The organism is Christiangramia crocea (assembly GCF_022410465.1).
Taxonomy (GTDB): Bacteria; Bacteroidota; Bacteroidia; order Flavobacteriales; family Flavobacteriaceae; genus Christiangramia; species Christiangramia crocea.
The window spans coordinates 13,149-32,856 of record NZ_JAJSON010000023.1; the positions used below are offsets into that span (position 1 = coordinate 13,149).

Sequence of the window (19,708 nt, forward strand, 5' to 3'; positions counted from 1 at the left end):
CATGGGTAGTTTTTGACCTTATTTAACAAGAACCGCCTTCATGGTCTGGGATTTATTCACGGTTTCCATCCATTCGTCGGCAGCATTAGAATCTTTGGTAATACCTCCACCAATGAATATCCTCGCGTTTCCCTCCTTTAACTTCATACATCGTAGATTAACATACAGCTCGGTCTTCTTGCTAATAGCTGCAAATTGCTGATTCTCCTGGTTACTGGTATTCGAATTCCTTTTAGTCTCAGTTTTCATATTCAGCTCCCCAAGGTATCCGGAATAGAATTCCCTTGATATTTTTTCATTTTCAAGGATAAACTGAAGGGCCTTCTGCTTTGGCAAACCACATACGGCAGGAGTAGGATGAAGTGCCTTGATAAGTTCTCCGAGCTTTTCTGCACTTGCAAGCCTCCCGGTTATATCCGTTCTAATATGAAGTAAATTACCGGCCTTTGCCGTATAAGGTGCAGAGACTTCTACTGAATTTATATCTGTAATAGAATTAAGAGATTCAAGGATATAATCTGTAACAATAAGCTGCTCCTCTACTTCTTTTTTCTCCCATTCAACATTGGTTTCTCCTTTAAAAAGCTGAGTTCCGGCAAGGGCCATACTCTTAAAACGATTTCTCTCTGACTTTAAGAGGGTTTCAGGAGTGGCCCCAAGCCAGCAACCGGTTTCCGGATGAAACCAGATATAAACGAAAGCCTGGGAATATTTGTTTAGCAGTTTTTTGAAGATTCTGATAGGATCCGGATCGTGGACCTGAACCCTTTCTGACCTTGCCAGAACAACCTTTTTGAAATCACCTGCCTTAATATGGTCAATCCCCTTCTGAACCAGATTTTCATGGACCTTCTGATCTTCCTCCATATACTCAAAATCAGTTTCCCAGGAAAGATATTCATAGAGATCACTATCGATCCCATCGGTGGAAATATCCTCAAACTCATAGGTTTCAGAATGATCATCTGGAATAAACCAGGAGGGATTTTCAGGATTGAAAGCTGCAAAAACAAACCCGCTTTCCTTCATATCTTTCACCCTAAAACTTCCTGAATCCTTTTGAAGCATGGCTTTTACCATGTTCTCCCCAGGTTTTCGATAAACCACAAAGGGGCTTTGCTCCTTTAAATGGGATTTCAATTTCTGATAAAAATCGGCAGCTTTGATCATTTCTTTTCTTTTGGAAGAGCAATAGTTGTCAATTTAACAATAGAGATGAGTCGGTCCTCTTCATCAGTAACCCTTATTTCAAAAAGCTGAGTGGTGCGCCCCTTGTGGATAAAGGATGCTCTGGCAAAAACATAACCTTCTTTCACGCTTTTTAGATGATTGGCAGAAATTTCTATTCCGCGAACAAAAAATTCCTTTGTATTAAGAAAAACATAACTGGCCATACTGCCAACACTTTCAGCGAGTGCAACAGTAGCCCCGCCATGGAGTACACCATCCGGCTGATGCACCTTTGGAGAGACCGGCATTTTGGCGATCATATAATCGTCTCCCGCCTCCACAAACTCAATATCAAGAGTTTCCATTAACGTATTTTTGCAGGCCCTCCGTGAAAGCTCAATAATTTCTTCTTTCGTCATCCTATAAAGATTGGTTACTTTGTAAAAATACAAAACAGTAAAGAGATGAGCACCGAGAAAAGTGTTTCGTATCAGATTAAAAACAGCTATTCTGTTCTGAATGAACATACTCCAGGGACAAAAAATGTCTGGATGGTCTTTCATGGTATCGGGTACCTAAGCCGTTACTTTCTGAAATATTTTAAACATCTGGATCCTGAGGAGAATTATATCATTGCTCCTCAGGCTCAATCTAAATATTACCTGAATGGTGAATACAGGCACGTTGGTGCTTCCTGGCTAACCCGGGAAAAGCTCGAGGAAGGAATTGAGAATACATTGAGTTACCTTGACGCCGTATATGAAACCGAAAACCTAAAGGGTGTAAAGAATCTCAATATCCTGGGGTATTCCCAGGGAGTTTCTGTAGCAACCCGCTTTGTTGCAAGACGACAAATTGAATGTGAAAATCTGATCATGCATTCCGGTAAAGTACCTCAGGAATTAAATTCAGATGATTTCAAATTTCTTGATAATACTAATTTCAGCTTTATCTATGGAACTGAAGATGAATATTTAAAATCTGGAATTGTAGAAGTTGAAGAAGAAAGGCTGAAGCAAATCTTTCCGCGAAATCTGGAAATCCTGAGATTTAAAGGTGGACATGAGGTAAATACTGAAATGATCTCAAAATTTGCTTAATTTAATCCATATTTATTTCTGGATGTTGTTGCGAGCCATCCTGGAAAAAGAAGTAATCTCAATTCTTAGATTACTTCGCTCTGCTCGCAATGACTATCCGTACAAATGCTAAAGCCTTTATGAAACAAACCTCCTCTACCAAAACCTCCTTCTTAAAAACACTTGGTCCCGGATTTCTGCTGGCAGGAGCTGCAATTGGGGTTTCCCATCTTGTACAGGCCACCCGCGCCGGGGCCGATTATGGATTCCTTCTTTTGTGGGTTCTTGTGCTCGCCTGTGTAACTAAATATCCATTCCTTGAATTCGGACCCAGGTATGCCGCTGCTACCGGAGATCACTTAATTAGCGGCTATCGAAAAATGGGAAAATTCCCTTACTGGAGCTTTATAATTATAACTATTGGAAGCATGTTTATAATCCAGGCTGCAGTTACCATTGTCACCGCCGGGCTGGCCGAAAGGCTTTTTGGAATGGGCTGGTCGTCATTTACCTGGAGTTTTGTAATTATTGGAATCTGCATAGCTCTTCTATTAATCGGGAAATACCCTGCTCTGGACAGGACCATGAAGCTTATCGTCTCTGTGTTGGGCCTTGCTACTTTAACTGCGGTTATCCTCGCCTTTGGCGATGGACGTCTGGAGAATGCAATTACGATGACCCCTCCGGATGTTTGGAATAAAGCCGGGATCGCTTTTATCATTTCATTTATGGGCTGGATGCCTATTCCTCTGGACGCTTCTGTCTGGCATTCCATCTGGACCAAAGAAAAAGCCATTGGGAATAAAAGAAGAACAACTATTAAGGAAGCATTCGCCGATTTTAATGTGGGTTACCTCGCTGCTGCGTTTATAGGTCTACTTTTCTTTTTTATGGGAGCTCTTATCATGTTTGGCAGTGGAATAAGTTTTTCGGGCAACGGAGTGGAATTTTCCGGTCAGCTTATAGACCTCTATGGTAAAACACTGGGCGACTGGAGTAAACCTATAATTGCTGTTGCAGCTTTTATTGCCATGTTCTCCACTACTCTTGCGGTCACCGATGCTTTTCCCCGTGTGATATCCGAAGTTTTTAACGAAAGAGCTGAAGATAATGATCCAAATTCCAAATGGAAGAATTACCGAATAAGTGTTTTCCTTATCCCATGTCTTTCTTTATTGATCCTCTTCTTTTTTACCGCTTCTTTTACAGTCCTCATAGATTTCGCCACAGCGCTATCGTTTTTATCTGCTCCATTTCTGGGCTGGTTCAACTATAGGCTTGTTACCGGAAAATATATGCCTGCAGAAAACAGGCCTGGAAAACCTTATCGTATCTTTTCTGTTATATGCTTTATTATCCTTATAATATTCAATATCATTTACCTTTCCACATTTTTTTGATCTGTACTTTTACCAAATCACCTTTATGGTTAGAAACAATTAGATAACTTTTAAATAAATTTATTTTCATATCTATATGGAAGAAATTTAAAATATTTGAACTGCTTCCTTTACCTGGGAGTAATTACATAAAATCCGAGAGTTTTTTGTCAACTTAGATTTATGAATGAACCGCTCATGGAGAGCGGTTCTTTTTTAAAACTATTCTTTGATTTAATCATAACCTGTACTTAACACTGAGGTAACATTAGAATCGGTTATTTGCATCGACAAAAAACTTACAGGTAATGAAATTATTAAAATGGCAACTTTTTGTTGCTCTCCTAGCATTAGGGATGTTTAATGCTAACTCACAGGAAATTACAGAAAGTAAATTCGGAAAAGGATTGGTAAATGTAGTAGCTAAGGATAGCTCTTTTAGTCTGAAATTTGCTGCCAGATTCCAGTCTCTTTTCACAAGTAACTGGGATTTTCCAGGTAATGAAAACTTACAAAACGGGGAATCAAATTTTCTAGTCAGAAGAGCCCGTTTAAAGTTCGAAGGTTTCGCTTATTCTCCAAAACTAAGTTATAAGATGGAGCTGGGTCTTTCAAACAGGGATATTTCTGGTGCTTCATACTACACTCATAATGCTCCAAGGTATATTCTGGACGCGGTAATCATGTGGAACTTCTATGATAATTTCGAGTTATGGGTTGGGCAAACAAAATTACCAGGTAACCGTGAACGAATTGTGTCTTCAGGAAATATGCAAACGGTAGATCGTTCCCTGGTAAACAGCATGTTCAATGTAGACCGTGAAATGGGTCTGCAGTTGCACCATGGTTTCGATCTGGGAAATGATTTCCTGGTAAAGGAATCCGTAGCTTTCACTCAGGGTGAAGGTAGAAACGTGACCCGTGGTAATATTGGAGGTCATCATTTTACCGGAAGAGCGGAGATCTACCCTTTTGGAGATTTTGACGCTTACTCTGGAGCCGACCTGGACAGGGAACAAACTCCTAAACTGGCCATTGGAGCTGCATACAGCTATAATGCCGATGCAGTAAAAACAGAATCTGTTTCAGGTTCTTATATGGAAAATGATAACGGATTCTACGAGACCGACATCAATACCTTCTTTCTGGACGCTATGTTCAAGTATAAAGGATTTAACATATTGACCGAATATGCCGATAGAAATGCAGACGCCCCAATTGCAGTAAATGCTGATGGAACTCCAACCGGAGATGTCGTAGAGGTAGGAAATGGATTTAATTTCCAGGCAGGTTACTTATTTAAAAACAATTTTGAGGTAGTTGGAAGATATACCACTATAGACCTGGATGAGAACATCACAGGCGAAGGGGTTCATAACCAGTATACCCTGGGGCTTTCAAAGTATATCGTAGGTCATAAACTAAAAGTCCAGACCGATGTAAGTCTGAATGATTTTTCAGATAATATGAATAATGACCTTATGTACAGATTACAAGTTGATATTCATTTCTAAATAAAAAACAACCATGAAAAAAGTATTATTTATCGCAGTAGTGGCATTTACAATGTTTGCCTGCGGAAACAAAAAAGGACAGGACGGGGATGAATCAGGCACCATCAGTGTTGACGGATCCAGTACTGTATATCCTATCACCGAGGCAGTAGCCGAGGAATTCAGAACCGAAAAACCTAGAGTAAATGTTACTATAGGGGTATCGGGAACAGGAGGAGGATTTCAGAAATTCACCCGTGGAGAGACTGATATCTCTGATGCTTCAAGAGAGATCAAAGACAAAGAGGCTGCTTTAGCTAAAGAGAACAACATAGACTATGTTGAACTTGAAGTAGCATACGATGGTCTTGCAGTAGTGATAAATCCTGAAAATGACTGGGCTAAATCTTTCACTGTAGAAGAATTGAAAAAAATATGGGAGCCTGCTGCTCAGGGAGAGATCATGAAATGGAGTCAGATTAATCCTGAATGGCCAGATGAAGAGATCCATTTATTTGGTCCTGGTGTGGCATCAGGAACTTTTGATTATTTTACCGAAGCCATTGTAGGTGAAGGTGGAGCAAGCAGAGGTGATTTTACCGCCAGTGAAGATGATAATGTATTGGTACAGGGTGTTGCAGGGGATAAATATGGATTAGGTTTCTTTGGCCTGGCATATTATGAAGCAAACTCAGATAAACTGGAACTAGCTGCAGTAGATGGCGGAAACGGACCAGTAGTTCCTTCTGCTGAAACTGTTAACAATGGAACCTATTCTCCATTGTCAAGACCATTGTTTATCTATGTAAGTAGTACCGCTATTCAGGATCCAACCGTTGTGGAATTCGTGAATTTCTATCTGGATGAGGCTGGAGCACTGGCAAAAGATGTTGGTTACTTCCCTCTTACCGACAACGAATATGCTGAGCAGAAGAAAAAGTTTGAAGACTTCGTGGCAAAGTATAAAAAAGAGGATCAGGAGACTAAATAAGGTTGAAACATTTAAAGTAACATCAGATTCTCTAATATGGATGGATCTGATGTTATTTTTAATTACACTCTAAATGCGAAAACTAAAAGAATTAGTAATTGAAAGGGCCTTGCTGATAAGCTCCCTCATTACTATTGCCGTTACCATAGGTATCATTTTAGTTTTGTCTATTGAAGCCATCAACTTTTTTAGTGAAGTTTCTATCATAGATTTCTTTACTGATACAGAATGGACACCTTTATTTACAGACAAACACTTTGGTATTCTGGCGTTATTATCGGGTACCTTGCTTACCTCATTCATAGCGATCGCGTTTGCGGTTCCGGTTGGCCTATCCATAAGTATATATCTTAGCGAATATGCTCCAAAAAGCTTTAGAAGAACTATCAAACCATTATTAGAGCTTCTGGCGGCTGTTCCTACTGTAGTTTATGGTTTTTTTGCTTTAATGGTAGTTACGCCGTTTCTACAATCCATTTTTCCGGAAATTTCAAGTTTTAATTCCCTCTCAGCTGGTATCGTAATGGGAATAATGATAATTCCATATATCTCTTCTTTAAGTGAAGATGCGCTTCACGCCGTACCGGACTCCTTAAGGGAAGCAGCTTACGGAATGGGATCTACCAAACTGCAGAACGCTTTTAAAGTGATGGTTCCGGCAGCTTCGTCAGGAATTGTGGTATCCATAATTCTTGCAATTTCCAGAGCCATTGGAGAGACTATGATCGTTGCCATTGCGGCGGGACAGCAACCAAGATTCACTTTTGATCCAACAGTACCGGTAGAGACCATAACCGCATATATCGTACAGGTTAGTCTTGGAGACGTTCAACATGGGTCCTTGGAATACAAGACCATCTTTGCTGCAGGTATTACCCTGTTCATCTTTACTTTCCTGCTGAATACCTTAAGTTACAGGATACGTAAAAAATTCCAGGAGAAATATGAATAATATTAGAAAAAACAGGATCAAAGACCAGGCCTTCAAATACTGGGGAATCGCCTGCACATTATTGGGTCTGGTATTACTTGCGATCTTTATTGGAAATATTCTCATTGACGGAATAATGAGGATCGACTGGGACTTTATTGTAAACCTTCCATCCAGAAAGGCCGAAAGATCTGGTATCTATACAGCCTTAATGGGAAGTATCTGGGTCCTGTTGTTAACCACCTTAATTGCTCTGCCCGTTGGTATCGCTGCAGCAATCTATCTGGAAGAATATAACAAAAAGAATAAGCTCTCAACCATACTGGAAGTGAACATTTCGAATCTGGCTGGAGTACCCTCAGTTATATACGGGCTCCTGGGGCTGGAGGTATTTGTTAGAATTATGGAAATGGGATCCAGTGTCCTTGCAGGTAGTTTTACCCTGGCGTTATTGATACTCCCAATCGTAATAGTTTCAACCCGTGAGGCCTTAAAGGCTGTACCAAAATCAGTTAGGGATGCATCCTTTGCTATGGGAGCATCAAAATGGCAAACCGTTTACCACCAATTATTACCCGCTTCTTTTGGAGGTATCCTTACCGGAGTGATCCTGGCATTATCAAGGGCCGTGGGTGAAACCGCACCTTTGATCGTAATTGGGGCACTTGCTTATGTGCCTTTCGCCCCTTCATCAGCTATGGATGAGTTCTCTGTATTACCTATACAGATCTTTAACTGGATTACCCGGCCACAACATGGGTTTGTTGAAAATGCAGCAGCAGCAATAATCATATTATTGTTGATTACTTTTGTAATGAATGGTATAGCTGTATATTTTAGAAATAAGTGGCAGAAAAAATTCAAATAACACAAGTGTTATAAAATGATAAAAAAGAAAAAAAAACAGGATAGCATCATTGATAGCAGCCTGAAACGTAAATATAAATTACAGGCCAAGAACGTAAAGGTGTGGTATGGAGATTTTCTTGCCATCAAAGGGGTTAGTATGGATATTAAGCCCAATAAGATCACTGCGTTTATTGGTCCATCTGGTTGTGGTAAGTCAACTTTTTTAAGACTGTTCAACAGAATGAATGATTATGTGGACAGCTTTAGAATGGAAGGAGAGATCAATATTGATGGTGACAATATCTATGATAAAGATATAAACGTAGAATTGCTTCGAAAGCAGGTTGGAATGGTTTTCCAAAAACCGAATCCGTTTCCTAAATCCATTTATGAAAATGTAGCTTACGGCCTGAAAATTCAGGGAATAAAAGATAAGAAATTCTTACAGGAACGGGTTGAAGAATCTCTGAAACAGGTTGGACTTTGGAATGAGGTGGAAGATGATCTGAATAAGTCGGCACTTGCGCTTTCAGGAGGCCAGCAACAGCGACTATGTATAGCACGTACGCTGGCAGTAGAACCTTCAATTATCCTTATGGACGAACCAACTTCTGCCCTGGACCCTATTTCTACTGCGAAGATCGAAGATCTTATCTATCAGCTAAAGGAGAAGTATACTATTGTAATTGTAACGCATAACATGCAACAGGCAAGTAGGATAAGTGACAGCACAGCCTTTTTCTATATGGGTGACCTTATAGAGTATGATAAAACCAATAAGCTCTTCACAAACCCGGAAAAAGAACAAACCGAGAATTATATAACCGGCCGTTTCGGATAAAATACAACATATGATAAATTTAGACGAACATAGAGAGTTGCTTAAACAGCATGGAATGGAAATGTTCAATCTCTGTAGAAAGCAATTAAAGAAATCCAGAGAGGCATTTTTAAATCATGATAATGATCTTGCTGAAGATGTACTGCATTCAGAAAACAGGGTAAATAGCCTTGATCTTAGAATTGATAGGGATTGCGAGCGATTCATCGCCCTTCACAACCCCGTTGCTGTAGATCTCAGATTTGTACTTGCCCTTAGAAAGATCAATTTCGATCTTGAGAGAGTGGGCGATCATGCTTATGGAATCTCCAAATATATAGTTGAAGTAGACACTCCGGTAGACAAGAAATTACTTGAAAAATTAAGGTTTGAAGAGATGTATGAGGCTGGGCTCTCAATGCTGGATGATATACAGATAGCTTTTAGAGATGAAGATGCCAATAAAGCAAGGAAGGTTTTTAAAAAAGATAAACTTTTGAACAAGATCAACCTGAGTGCATTTGGAGTGATCTCAAAAGAAGTAAAAAAAGATCCTTCACTTATAGAACAGTACCTGCTTCTTTTTTCGGTTATTAAGAAAATTGAGCGTGTAGGTGATCTGATAACGAATATTGCTGAAGAGATCATCTTTTATATGGAAGCCGAGGTTCTTAAGCACAGTAAGAAAAAAGGCCCTAAGAAATAGTAATTTATTTTTATTGATCCATAAGAAAAACCCTCGCGAATTGCGAGGGTTTTTCTTTGCATATAGGTTCACCTTTTGTTGATGCTTAGCTTATGGTTAAGACAAGCGAGAACATAAGGTTTAGCAAAAGAAGAGCATAAAAAAAGCACGACCTTCTCAGGTCGTGCTTTCAGTTCTATGTATTTAGTGAAGATCCCTTGTTTTGCCCGGGATAAGCGATTCACTCATTTTGTTTACCAAAATGGTTCTCTGCTTACTTCACTTCTTCAAAATCTACATCTTCTACGTCGTCTCCACTTTTGGTGTCTCCACCTTCAGATCCATCCTGGGCTCCGGTTGCACCTTGTTGTGGTCCTCCGGCTTGTCCGCCCTGAGCTTCTGCCTGTGCCTTGTACATTTCTTCTGAAGCTGTTTTCCATGCTTCATTGATCTTGTCAAGGGCCGGCTGAATAGTTTCAACTTCTTTAGTTTCGTAAGCTTTCTTAAGCTCTTCCAGGGCTTCCTCGATTGGCTTCTTCTTATCGTCAGATAATTTATCACCAAATTCTTTCAACTGCTTTTCAGTCTGGAAGATCATTGCATCAGCTTCATTCAGCTTATCAACTTTCTCCTTAGCTTTCTTATCGGTTTCAGCATTCGCTTCAGCCTCTTTCTTCATTTTTTCGATTTCCTCTTCTGTCAATCCTGAAGAAGCTTCAATACGAATATCCTGAGACTTACCAGTTGCTTTATCTGTAGCACTTACTTTAATGATACCGTTGGCATCAATATCGAAAGTCACTTCAATTTGAGGTGTTCCTCTTGGCGCTGGTGGTATTCCGTCTAAGTGGAATCTACCAATTGTCTTGTTATCTGCGGCCATTGGACGCTCACCCTGAAGTACGTGGATCTCAACTGATGGCTGATTGTCTGCTGCAGTAGAGAAAGTTTGTGACTTCTTGGTTGGGATCGTAGTATTCGCCTCAATAAGTTTAGTGTTCACTCCTCCCATAGTTTCAATACCTAAAGATAGCGGAGTAACATCAAGAAGCAATACATCTTTTACGTCTCCGGTAAGTACACCACCCTGGATAGCTGCACCAATTGCAACAACCTCATCCGGGTTTACACCTTTTGAAGGCTTCTTACCAAAGAATGCTTCTACTTCTTCCTGGATCTTAGGGATACGGGTTGATCCACCCACAAGAATTACCTCGTCGATATCACTTTTACTTAGACCTGCATCACTAAGTGCTTTTTGAACCGGATCCATAGATCTTTTTACAAGTTCATGGGCCAGTTGTTCAAATTTTGAACGTGTAATAGTTTCTACAAGGTGTTTTGGTCCGCTTGCAGTAGCAGTTACATAAGGAAGATTGATCTCTGTTTGAGTAGAAGAAGATAATTCGATCTTCGCTTTCTCGGCAGCTTCTTTTAAACGCTGAAGTGCCATAGGATCTTCTCTAAGATCGATATCTTCAGCTTTTTTAAAGTTATCTGCAAGATAATCTATCAGTACTTCATCAAAGTCATCACCACCAAGGTGAGTATCCCCATTAGTAGAAAGTACTTCAAATACCCCATCACCTAATTCAAGGATAGAGATATCAAATGTACCACCACCAAGGTCATATACAGCGATCTTCTGATCTTGTGATTTCTTATCCAGACCGTAAGCCAGTGCCGCAGCTGTAGGCTCGTTGATGATCCTTCTTACTTTAAGACCAGCGATCTCACCAGCTTCTTTGGTTGCATGACGCTGAGAGTCATTAAAATATGCAGGTACGGTAATCACCGCTTCGGTTACATCCTGTCCAAGATAATCTTCAGCAGTTTTCTTCATTTTTTGAAGTACCATTGCTGAAAGTTCCTGAGGAGTATATAAACGACCGTCCACATCTACACGTGCGGTATCGTTATCACCTTTCTTTACGGTATAAGGAACCCTTTTTGCTTCTCTTTCAGATTCAGAATACTTATTTCCCATAAAACGTTTTATGGAAGAAATGGTTTTCTGTGGGTTAGTTACTGCCTGACGTTTTGCAGGGTCACCAACCTTTATTTCGCCACCTTCCACAAATGCAATAACAGAAGGCGTAGTTCTTTTTCCTTCGGCATTAGGTATCACTGTAGGCTCGTTACCTTCCATTACGGCAACGCAGGAGTTGGTGGTACCCAAGTCAATTCCAATTACTTTACTCATAACTATATAACTTGTTTTTTACGTTAGTTTTTCAATTACAGTCACTAGAAGTCAATCATTATGCCAGCGCAAATCTTATGACAGGTTGTCACATTTTTTGAAAGCACGTGTCACCGGGCCTGATTCAGCCGTTTTGACTTTTATAAATATTATTTTTTCAATATTTCATGGACAGCATTAACAATTCCTTATTTTTGTGAGCAAATTTGTACTCTGAATGCGAAAAAGAGAATGCATTAGCGTTTTTGACATGCTCAAGGTGGGTGTTGGACCTTCAAGTTCCCATACCTTAGGACCATGGCGTGCAGCCCAAAGGTGGATTACCGAACTCAAACAAAAAGAAAGGTTCTCTGAGCTTGAAAAAATACATGTAGATCTGTATGGCTCCTTAAGCCTTACCGGAAAAGGTCATGCAACAGATATTGCAATCCTTCTTGGGTTGCTTGGACATGATCCCGTCACCATGGATATTTCAATTATTGATTCTGAAATTGAAAGGATCAGGGAATCAGGCAAGCTATTCCTGAACGGTGAAAAGGAACTAAATTTTAATATCAGCGAAGACATTAAATTCAATCGGAAATTTTTAGAATTCCACCCAAACGGAATCACATTCAGGGCTACCTTAAATAATGGCAAAAAGACCTCTTCTTCATTTTATTCCATAGGAGGTGGATTTGTGGTCAAAAAAGAACGGAAGAATGCCAGTAAGAAAATGAAGAGTTTTCAGGAATTCCCCTTTCCAATTGAGAAAGCTACTGACCTGGTGCAGTACTGTAAAGCAGAAAATAAAAGGATCTCTGATATAGTTCTTGAAAATGAACGTTCTCTCCGCAGTGATGAGGAAATTGATGCAGGCCTGAAACAGATATGGAAAGTGATGCTGGAATCCATGTACACCGGCTGCCATACCGATGGTACACTTCCTGGCGGACTCAATGTAAAACGCAGGGCTTTCGAAATGCAAGAACGCCTTATAGGTGAAGAGAAATATGAATCTTCTGAAGAGTGGATCGCCGCCATTAGAAACACTGAGGTCAGGTTCCGCCAAATACTGAAATGGGTAAGTTGTTTTGCCCTTAGTGTGAATGAGGTGAATGCTTCCCTGGGAAGGGTGGTAACGGCTCCAACCAATGGAAGTGCCGGGACTGTTCCTGCAGTGCTTATGTACTATATGGTAATCGAAAATCATAAGGCCGGTTTTGAGGAAATAAAAAGGTTCATGCTGGTTGCGGGAGAAATCGGTAGTCTTTTCAAAAAAGGAGCTACCATCTCGGCAGCAATGGGTGGCTGTCAGGCTGAAATTGGAGTTTCTTCAGCAATGGCAGCAGGTGGACTTACTGAACTCCTGGGAGGCACCCCGGAACAGGTCCTTATGGCCAGTGAGATCGCAATGGAACATCACCTGGGTCTTACTTGTGACCCTATAGGAGGATTGGTCCAGGTTCCCTGTATTGAAAGAAATGCAATGGGCGCCATTAAAGCGATAAATGCTGCTGAGATCGCCATGGAAAGTGATGCCAGCCGTGCAAAAGTTCCACTGGATAAAGTTATCGAGACCATGTGGGAAACGGCTAAGGATATGAGTACAAAATATAAAGAAACATCTGAAGGCGGACTGGCCGTTAAAGTGAACCTTAGCGATTGCTAATATTTAATTTTAAAATTGAATGATCTGTCAGTATACGGGAATTGGGCAAAAGTGAAAAACCTGTTGAGGAATTTCACTTTGATGATCGCATGCTACTTTATTTTTTTCATTGCCCTTCGTGTTATAGACGTTTTTGTATTCAATTTTGATTTCAATAAATATGAGCAGATCGAATTATTCGAAACCCTTAAAGATCATCCCTGGAAATTTGTATTTCTTGCCGTGATCGCTGCTCCCCTAATTGAGGAAAGTATCTTCAGGAGCCTTCTTAAGCCATCCCCTTTCAGTCTTAAACTTTTTCTCTGTGCCATAATATATATGACAGGTGTTTTCATGATTCCTGAACAGGGACACTGGATATTACGCTACTCCTTATTATTTGGCACCATACTTCTTTTTTATTACGCAATGGGTAAACTTATCCCCTCAGAATTTTACAAAATAATATGCGCTTGGTTGCATAAATATTACCTCTTTATCTGGATTATGGGAGCTATTATTTTCGGTTTTGTTCATATATTCAATTATGTTGATAGCTTTAAAATAGACCTGGTGTTATTAATGATGATCTTTCCCCGTATCATCGCCGGATTCTTCTTTGGAAAAATAAAACTAGAGAACAAAGGCATGATCTGGCCAATACTAATGCATAGCATGAATAATTCCATAGTCCTTTTCTTTCTGTTACCCTATACCCTATCGCAGTATTAACAAAGCCTTAAAATGGTATTGCTTCATGATTTTGTAACTTCTGCATCCTAAAAAAAATTGCAGAATTATGAAAGCAGCATTGATTGAAGAAAAAGGCGGGGATTTTATCGTTAAGGATATCGATAAACCCACTCCCAATGAAAATGAAGTATTAATTAAGGTAGAAGCCTGTGGAATTTGCCATAGCGACAATTTTGTAAAGGCAGGGGCTTTCCCGGGGATCGAATATCCCAGGGTCCCTGGTCATGAGGTGGTAGGTATTATTGAGGAAACAGGAAAATCGGTGAATAACTGGAAAATAGGTCAGCGTGTTGGTGTTGGCTGGCACGGCGGGCACTGTTTTGAATGTGAATCCTGCCGGCGTGGTGATTTCATCAATTGTCAAAACGGAAAAATTAGCGGAATCTCTTATGATGGTGGTTATGCCGAATATATGACAGCTCCCAAGGAGGCGGTTGCCAATGTCCCCGAAGAACTATCCTCTGTTGATGCGGCTCCCCTACTCTGTGCTGGGATCACTGTATATAATGCGTTGAGAAATTCCGGAATAAGAGCAGGTGATCTGGTAGCCGTTCAGGGAATTGGAGGTCTCGGTCATCTTGCCATTCAGTATGCCTCAAAAATGGGAATGCGTACCGTGGCAATCTCAACCAGTGACAGTAAAAAAGAGCTCGCTAAAGAACTTGGAGCTCACCATTTCATAAATACCGAAAAGCAGGACGCTTCAGAAGAACTGCAGAAACTGGGCGGCGCAAAGCTTATTCTTGCCACTGCTCCTCACAGTGATGCCATATCTTCTGTTGTAGACGGACTGGGGATAGATGGAAAACTACTGATGGTAGCTGCCACCGGAGAACCTATAGAAGTCTCTCCAATGCAGTTATTAATGGGAAGAAAATCGGCTGCGGGCTGGCCAAGCGGTACGGCGATGGATTCTGAAGACACCCTGAACTTTAGTGCCATGACGGGTACAAAACCAATGATAGAGGAATATCCCCTGGAGAAGGTGAATGAAGCTTTTGAAAGAATGATGAACAATAAGGCCAGATTTAGAGTTGTATTAAAACCTTAAGTTGCCATACTAACCTTTACAGCCGGAATATCAGCTTTGATTTCCGGCTTTTCTTATAATTGAGACTAGTCACAATCCTGTGTGGTCCTGGTATCTATAAGATACACGATCTTCCACTTACCATTGAACTGAACAAGCTGAAAACTGTTTACACCGCAATGACTGAAAGCACCATTATAATAAAATGAATAAGGAGTCGTAACCGTTGCCAGTGGTCCATTTTCCTCTACTCTGAATTCATGTAGTTTTTCTTCGAATGTAGCATCCGCTGGAATTGAAGCTATTCCTTTCAGGAATTTTGAATAATCACCGGTGATGAGTTTGGTACTGCCTTCGGCATCAATAGAAACCGATTCTAATCTCGCTCCTTCGTGTGCAAAGGTCTTGAGTTCAGTCGTATCCTGGGCATGAAAAGCTTCAAAAAAATCGTCCACTAATTCCCTGGGGGTTTGCCTTTGGGCAAAAGCTGACATATTCACAAAAATCAGGGCCAGAAATATTATTTTTTTCATTGAAAGCTAGTTTTGAATGTGGCTCACGAATTTACTACTTTTACTCAAATTTAAATAGAAGCCAATGTCTGTTGCTAAAAAAGAATACAAGCGTATCACTACCAAATCTTTAGTAGATATGAAAGCTAATGGTGAAAAGATCGCCATGCTGACTGCCTATGATTTCTCTATGGCTAAAATAGTTGATGGCGCCGGAATAGATGTGATTCTGGTGGGTGATTCTGCAAGCAACGTTATGGCTGGTCATGAAACGACCCTGCCTATCACTCTGGACCAAATGATCTATCACGCAACCAGCGTAGTTAGAGCTATTAACAGGTCTCTGGTGGTGGTAGATCTGCCCTTCGGAAGTTACCAGAGCGACCCAAAGGAAGCCCTTAGGTCAGCAATTAGAATAATGAAGGAAAGCGGCGCCCATGCCGTAAAACTTGAAGGTGGTAAGGAAGTGAAAGAGTCTATCAAAAGAATTCTACATGCGGGTATCCCTGTAATGGGACACCTGGGACTTACCCCGCAATCAATATATAAATTTGGAACTTATACCGTAAGGGCCCGTGAAGAGCATGAAGCTGAAAAGCTGAAAAGCGATGCAAAAATGCTTGAAAAAATGGGGTGTTTTGCCGTGGTTCTTGAGAAAGTTCCTGCACAATTAGCTAAAGAAGTAGCCGAAAGCATCAGTATTCCGGTAATTGGAATCGGTGCAGGAAAAGATGTAGACGGTCAGGTACTGGTAATACATGATATGCTGGGAATGACACATGAATTCAATCCACGGTTCCTGAGACGTTATGCTGATCTTCATGCCGAAATGACCCAGGCTTTTGAGAACTACAGGGACGATGTAAAGAACAAGGACTTCCCATCAGATGAAGAACAATATTAATGGAATGTTGACTGGTTAACATCTCCTTATTTCTACCGAAACTCTACTAAAAAATTTCCGAAAAATTGGCTTCAGAAAAACTACATTCCAATAAAGAAAACCTGGAAGTTCTTTACGAAGACAATCACATCATTATAGTCAATAAAAGACCAGGTGATATCGTGCAGGGAGATAAAACCGGCGATAAGCCCTTAAGCGAGGTAGTGAAATCTTTCCTTAAGGAAAAATATAACAAACCTGGAAATGTTTATCTGGGGGTGGTTCACCGTCTGGATAGACCTACCAGCGGAATCGTTCTCTTTTCCAAAACTTCAAAGGCACTTCCCAGACTGAATAAACTCTTTCAGAATAAAGATGCGCAGAAGACTTACTGGGCAGTGGTTAAGCAAAGACCTCCAAAAGATAGTGACAAATTAATACATTTTCTTAAACGAAATCCCAAGCAGAATAAATCTTACGCTAATATTAAGGAGGTTCCTGAGAGTAAAAAGGCTATCCTTGAATACCGCCTTAAAAAGGAATTGGATAATTATTATTTGCTGGAAGTAGATCTTCAAACAGGAAGACATCACCAGATAAGAAGCCAGCTTTCGGCTATAGGATGTCCTATAAAAGGAGATCTGAAATATGGTTTTGATCGAAGCAACAAAGATGCAAGTATCCACCTGCATGCCCGGGAACTCAAATTTGAACATCCGGTGAAGAAAGTGCCTGTTCATATAGTAGCACCATCTCCTAAAGACGCTATATGGAACTCGTGTCTGGACTAGGCTGTCTTCTCATGCTTCTGCTTATTTCAACAAAAATTGCACAAATAATCAGCAGGCCTCCTATCACTGTCTCTAAGGCAGGATACTCCCCTAAAAATAACATTCCTATTAATATTCCATAAACCGGCTGTGCACTACTGATTATACTTGCTGTAGTCACAGAAAAATTTCTGAAACTCATCAGTAACAGGGTATGTCCCAGACTGGTTGTGATGAAGGCCAGAACGAAAATAGGCACTAACTGGGAAACCACTTTAGAAAGATCAAAAATGAAAAGGACCGGAAGCAGCAAACAGCTTATTATAACCATCTGGTACATCATAAGTACAGATCCGTTATATTTTTCTATCTCCTGTTTCATCAAAATATTCCGTAAGGAATAAAAAAATGCGGAGGTTACACCAAGGGCTACCGCCAGGGTCTGATCATTTTTCAAACTGAATTCGGGCACCAGGAAATATATTCCGAAAAGCACTAAAACCGCCAGTGCCAGATGCATCTTACTAAAACCTGTTTTTAAAAGCAAAGGCTCCAGAAAAGTAGTGATAACAGGGTAAGTATAAATGCTCAACATCCCGATGGCAACACTTGATAGTTTTAAAGAATAAAAATAGGTGATCCAGTGTATACCCATTAAGCTTCCTCCCAATATCACCTTTAATAAATCCCTTCTGTTGGCAATGCTAATTTTGAATGCTTTGTAGCGACAAAACAAATAAAGCACTACACCGGCCATTAAAGCCCTGAACAGAATTATTACAAAAGGATCCAGCGTGATATACCGGCCTAATGCACCAGAAGTACTAATTAGTAGTACAGCCAGGTTAAGCTCCAGAATATTCTTAAAATGCTGGTTTAGATGGGGCAAAATATATGCTTATCTTGAGTATTCCTGATTCTTTTCTTTGATCACCTCCTTTACAGGCCGGTTCTCGATCTTACTTTCCAGCCAGGAAATAATGTCCAAATATAAGAATGCTCTTTTTTCAAATGGATGATCTTCGAATTTTTTAAGCTTGGAATGTAATTTCCTGAACTCATCTTTAATATTCAAAGGAGAAACATCTGGCAGATTTCTCAGGAACCTTATCATTTCCTTCTGTACTTCATGCAGATCGTTCATCCTGATCAGGAATTTATAGGTAGATTTTATCAGACTATCCAGGTGGTAATCAAGTCCTGCTTCATAATGGGCTACAAGGTTAAGTATCCTGGCAAAACACATAAGATCTTCCCGCATTTCCAGTGACTTGTTGGTAATGATCTTATTAAGGAACTCGATACACTTTTTATTATTTCCATCACCAAAATAAAGACAGGCGATCTTATAATAGAACACCATAATATGATGTTCATCCAGTCTTCCCCTGAATTTGCTTATCTTCTGATTGATCTTTTCTACCAGTTCATCAGAATCACCAAACTCACCTTTCATGAATTTTAAATTCAGTTTATTGGAATACACATAGAGAAATGAAAGGGCGGCAATATTATCATCATGCGGGATCTTGGCATCACGCAGGGAATCTTCCAGATGCTTCAGGGTTGCCTCAAACAATTCAGTGTGATTCAGATAAAACAATGACTCCAACAGGTAATGACTGCCCTTCAAATAGGAAACAGGATGAATTGGGATCAAATGATCATATTCCTTGAACAGATCGTTCCATTTTGTGGAATAACGATAACAACCCAGGAAATCCTGGATTAGGAAACTATACCATAAATGAGCCTTATAAAGCCATAGCTTCTCACGGAAACCAAGATCCCGGAAATTATATTCAGGTAATTTTTTTTGAAAATAGTCTTTAATCTCCTTTGCTTCCTCTTCCGTCCGGCTATAACCCATTTTTAGAAAAATAGAATAAAGTTCCAGGGAAAGATTAGATAACTGTCCTGAAATAAGATTCAGTTTGTTCAGCTCCTCGGTTTGCCGGATAAGTGTTTCAGCCCTGTTCTTGATACTTCGTGTGATATATTGTGACTCGATTATCTTTTCCAGTTCCAGGATCTCATATGCCACATTTTTCTCTTCATATGTTAGCGCTAGAGATTTTACCTTGTCAAGTATTTTCAGACTTTGTTTATACAACCCCTTGTGATAAAGGATATAGGCAAAATCAAGCTGCTCCCTTATTTGTACAGGAATATCCTGATGAGCAGGATTCAAACGAAGCGAGATAAGTAACTGTTTATAAAGGTGAGCCTTTACATTGGAAAGCTGTTGCTTGCTTACTTTCGTATTCTTTAAAATTTCATCCTCGTTATACTTCTTTTGTTTTGAGATGACCTTATAAAGATTCAAAAATTTACTATCGGTATTCACCCCTATTCTTCCCACATAAAGGGAGAATTGTCTTTTTTCTGAAGCAGATAAAGATTTAATTAAAGAAAAAAGATTTTCGGTTAAGTCATTGGTCATTGTAATACATTTATTTGTAAAACCCTGTCTTACAAGGCTTTTCTGCTATTATTTTATACTTCAAATATCGTAACACTATGCCTGAAC

Annotated in this window: 19 protein-coding genes; 13 read left to right on the top strand and 6 right to left on the bottom strand. The window is 40.0% G+C overall.

Annotated elements, in window-relative coordinates; translation table 11 throughout:
• Positions 1 to 18 precede the first annotated feature (18 nt).
• Both LU635_RS10505 and LU635_RS10510 read right to left on the bottom strand, forming a co-directional pair.
• On the bottom strand, positions 19 to 1,170 hold the full coding sequence (locus LU635_RS10505; protein WP_240098938.1) for a chorismate-binding protein: 1,152 nt from the start codon (positions 1,168 to 1,170) through the stop codon (positions 19 to 21).
• Positions 1,167 to 1,589, bottom strand: coding sequence for a PaaI family thioesterase (locus tag LU635_RS10510; protein ID WP_240098941.1), 423 nt, complete (start codon positions 1,587 to 1,589; stop codon positions 1,167 to 1,169). Before LU635_RS10510 ends, LU635_RS10505 begins: the two co-directional genes overlap by 4 nt.
• Positions 1,590 to 1,634: 45 nt before the next feature.
• Here LU635_RS10510 and LU635_RS10515 point away from each other — a divergent pair, with 45 nt between their 5' ends.
• The 8 genes from LU635_RS10515 to phoU all read left to right on the top strand — a co-directional run bounded on the left by LU635_RS10515 (position 1,635) and on the right by phoU (position 9,418).
• Positions 1,635 to 2,270, top strand: coding sequence for an alpha/beta hydrolase (locus tag LU635_RS10515; RefSeq protein WP_240098943.1), 636 nt, complete (start codon positions 1,635 to 1,637; stop codon positions 2,268 to 2,270).
• A gap of 119 nt (positions 2,271 to 2,389) precedes the next feature.
• Positions 2,390 to 3,649: an Nramp family divalent metal transporter gene (locus LU635_RS10520; protein ID WP_240098945.1), complete on the top strand. Its 1,260-nt coding sequence runs from the start codon at positions 2,390 to 2,392 to the stop codon at positions 3,647 to 3,649.
• A gap of 287 nt (positions 3,650 to 3,936) precedes the next feature.
• Positions 3,937 to 5,142: a porin gene (locus LU635_RS10525; RefSeq protein ID WP_240098947.1), complete on the top strand. Its 1,206-nt coding sequence runs from the start codon at positions 3,937 to 3,939 to the stop codon at positions 5,140 to 5,142.
• Positions 5,143 to 5,155: 13 nt separating this feature from the next.
• On the top strand, positions 5,156 to 6,112 hold the full coding sequence (locus tag LU635_RS10530) for a PstS family phosphate ABC transporter substrate-binding protein (protein WP_240098949.1): 957 nt from the start codon (positions 5,156 to 5,158) through the stop codon (positions 6,110 to 6,112).
• Positions 6,113 to 6,185: 73 nt separating this feature from the next.
• Positions 6,186 to 7,064 (top strand): phosphate ABC transporter permease subunit PstC, encoded by an 879-nt coding sequence (gene pstC, locus LU635_RS10535; RefSeq protein WP_240098951.1) that lies wholly within the window; start codon positions 6,186 to 6,188, stop codon positions 7,062 to 7,064.
• Positions 7,057 to 7,911 carry a phosphate ABC transporter permease PstA gene (gene pstA, locus LU635_RS10540; protein WP_240098953.1) on the top strand — a complete coding sequence of 285 codons (855 nt, stop codon included), beginning with the start codon at positions 7,057 to 7,059 and terminating at the stop codon, positions 7,909 to 7,911. The genes pstC and pstA overlap by 8 nt, the downstream gene beginning before the upstream one ends.
• Positions 7,912 to 7,926: 15 nt before the next feature.
• A complete protein-coding gene (pstB, locus tag LU635_RS10545) occupies positions 7,927 to 8,733 on the top strand; it encodes a phosphate ABC transporter ATP-binding protein PstB (protein WP_240098955.1) in 807 nt (268 codons plus the stop codon).
• A 10-nt stretch (positions 8,734 to 8,743) separates the two neighbouring features.
• Entirely contained in the window at positions 8,744 to 9,418 is a 675-nt protein-coding gene (phoU, locus tag LU635_RS10550; protein WP_240098957.1) for a phosphate signaling complex protein PhoU, read from the top strand.
• A 253-nt stretch (positions 9,419 to 9,671) separates the two neighbouring features.
• Here the strand turns inward: phoU and dnaK are convergent, their stop codons facing one another.
• A complete protein-coding gene (gene dnaK, locus LU635_RS10555) occupies positions 9,672 to 11,600 on the bottom strand; it encodes a molecular chaperone DnaK (RefSeq protein ID WP_240098959.1) in 1,929 nt (642 codons plus the stop codon).
• Between the two features lie 217 nt (positions 11,601 to 11,817).
• Here dnaK and LU635_RS10560 point away from each other — a divergent pair, with 217 nt between their 5' ends.
• The 3 genes from LU635_RS10560 (at position 11,818) to LU635_RS10570 (ending at position 15,034) form a co-directional block, all read left to right on the top strand.
• Positions 11,818 to 13,251 (top strand): L-serine ammonia-lyase, encoded by a 1,434-nt coding sequence (locus LU635_RS10560; protein WP_240098961.1) that lies wholly within the window; start codon positions 11,818 to 11,820, stop codon positions 13,249 to 13,251.
• Positions 13,252 to 13,314: 63 nt separating this feature from the next.
• Positions 13,315 to 13,962: a CPBP family glutamic-type intramembrane protease gene (locus tag LU635_RS10565; RefSeq protein WP_240098963.1), complete on the top strand. Its 648-nt coding sequence runs from the start codon at positions 13,315 to 13,317 to the stop codon at positions 13,960 to 13,962.
• Positions 13,963 to 14,029: 67 nt separating this feature from the next.
• On the top strand, positions 14,030 to 15,034 hold the full coding sequence (locus tag LU635_RS10570; protein WP_240098965.1) for an alcohol dehydrogenase: 1,005 nt from the start codon (positions 14,030 to 14,032) through the stop codon (positions 15,032 to 15,034).
• A 65-nt stretch (positions 15,035 to 15,099) separates the two neighbouring features.
• On the opposite strand, the gene LU635_RS10575 is transcribed toward LU635_RS10570, so the two are convergent.
• Positions 15,100 to 15,546 (bottom strand): Cif family virulence factor, encoded by a 447-nt coding sequence (locus LU635_RS10575; RefSeq protein WP_240098967.1) that lies wholly within the window; start codon positions 15,544 to 15,546, stop codon positions 15,100 to 15,102.
• A gap of 64 nt (positions 15,547 to 15,610) precedes the next feature.
• Here LU635_RS10575 and panB point away from each other — a divergent pair, with 64 nt between their 5' ends.
• Both panB and LU635_RS10585 read left to right on the top strand, forming a co-directional pair.
• Positions 15,611 to 16,429: a 3-methyl-2-oxobutanoate hydroxymethyltransferase gene (gene panB, locus LU635_RS10580; RefSeq protein ID WP_240098969.1), complete on the top strand. Its 819-nt coding sequence runs from the start codon at positions 15,611 to 15,613 to the stop codon at positions 16,427 to 16,429.
• Positions 16,430 to 16,494: 65 nt separating this feature from the next.
• Positions 16,495 to 17,199 carry an RluA family pseudouridine synthase gene (locus LU635_RS10585; RefSeq protein ID WP_240098971.1) on the top strand — a complete coding sequence of 235 codons (705 nt, stop codon included), beginning with the start codon at positions 16,495 to 16,497 and terminating at the stop codon, positions 17,197 to 17,199.
• Here the strand turns inward: LU635_RS10585 and LU635_RS10590 are convergent.
• Positions 17,174 to 18,067 carry a DMT family transporter gene (locus LU635_RS10590; RefSeq protein WP_240098973.1) on the bottom strand — a complete coding sequence of 298 codons (894 nt, stop codon included), beginning with the start codon at positions 18,065 to 18,067 and terminating at the stop codon, positions 17,174 to 17,176. The genes LU635_RS10585 and LU635_RS10590 overlap by 26 nt on opposite strands.
• 9 nt (positions 18,068 to 18,076) lie before the next feature.
• Positions 18,077 to 19,621: a hypothetical protein gene (locus LU635_RS10595; RefSeq protein WP_240098975.1), complete on the bottom strand. Its 1,545-nt coding sequence runs from the start codon at positions 19,619 to 19,621 to the stop codon at positions 18,077 to 18,079.
• Positions 19,622 to 19,708 lie beyond the last annotated feature (87 nt).

Coding starts and splice junctions, on each gene's coding strand:
- pstA (WP_240098953.1), top strand. CDS start 7,057: ATGAATAATATTAGAAAAAACAGGATCAAAGACCAGGCCTTCAAATAC.
- pstB (WP_240098955.1), top strand. CDS start 7,927: ATGATAAAAAAGAAAAAAAAACAGGATAGCATCATTGATAGCAGCCTG.
- pstC (WP_240098951.1), top strand. CDS start 6,186: ATGCGAAAACTAAAAGAATTAGTAATTGAAAGGGCCTTGCTGATAAGC.
- dnaK (WP_240098959.1), bottom strand. CDS start 11,600: ATGAGTAAAGTAATTGGAATTGACTTGGGTACCACCAACTCCTGCGTT.
- LU635_RS10510 (WP_240098941.1), bottom strand. CDS start 1,589: ATGACGAAAGAAGAAATTATTGAGCTTTCACGGAGGGCCTGCAAAAAT.
- LU635_RS10595 (WP_240098975.1), bottom strand. CDS start 19,621: ATGACCAATGACTTAACCGAAAATCTTTTTTCTTTAATTAAATCTTTA.
- panB (WP_240098969.1), top strand. CDS start 15,611: ATGTCTGTTGCTAAAAAAGAATACAAGCGTATCACTACCAAATCTTTA.
- LU635_RS10515 (WP_240098943.1), top strand. CDS start 1,635: ATGAGCACCGAGAAAAGTGTTTCGTATCAGATTAAAAACAGCTATTCT.
- LU635_RS10575 (WP_240098967.1), bottom strand. CDS start 15,546: ATGAAAAAAATAATATTTCTGGCCCTGATTTTTGTGAATATGTCAGCT.
- LU635_RS10525 (WP_240098947.1), top strand. CDS start 3,937: ATGAAATTATTAAAATGGCAACTTTTTGTTGCTCTCCTAGCATTAGGG.
- LU635_RS10570 (WP_240098965.1), top strand. CDS start 14,030: ATGAAAGCAGCATTGATTGAAGAAAAAGGCGGGGATTTTATCGTTAAG.
- LU635_RS10530 (WP_240098949.1), top strand. CDS start 5,156: ATGAAAAAAGTATTATTTATCGCAGTAGTGGCATTTACAATGTTTGCC.
- LU635_RS10505 (WP_240098938.1), bottom strand. CDS start 1,170: ATGATCAAAGCTGCCGATTTTTATCAGAAATTGAAATCCCATTTAAAG.
- LU635_RS10520 (WP_240098945.1), top strand. CDS start 2,390: ATGAAACAAACCTCCTCTACCAAAACCTCCTTCTTAAAAACACTTGGT.
- LU635_RS10560 (WP_240098961.1), top strand. CDS start 11,818: ATGCGAAAAAGAGAATGCATTAGCGTTTTTGACATGCTCAAGGTGGGT.
- phoU (WP_240098957.1), top strand. CDS start 8,744: ATGATAAATTTAGACGAACATAGAGAGTTGCTTAAACAGCATGGAATG.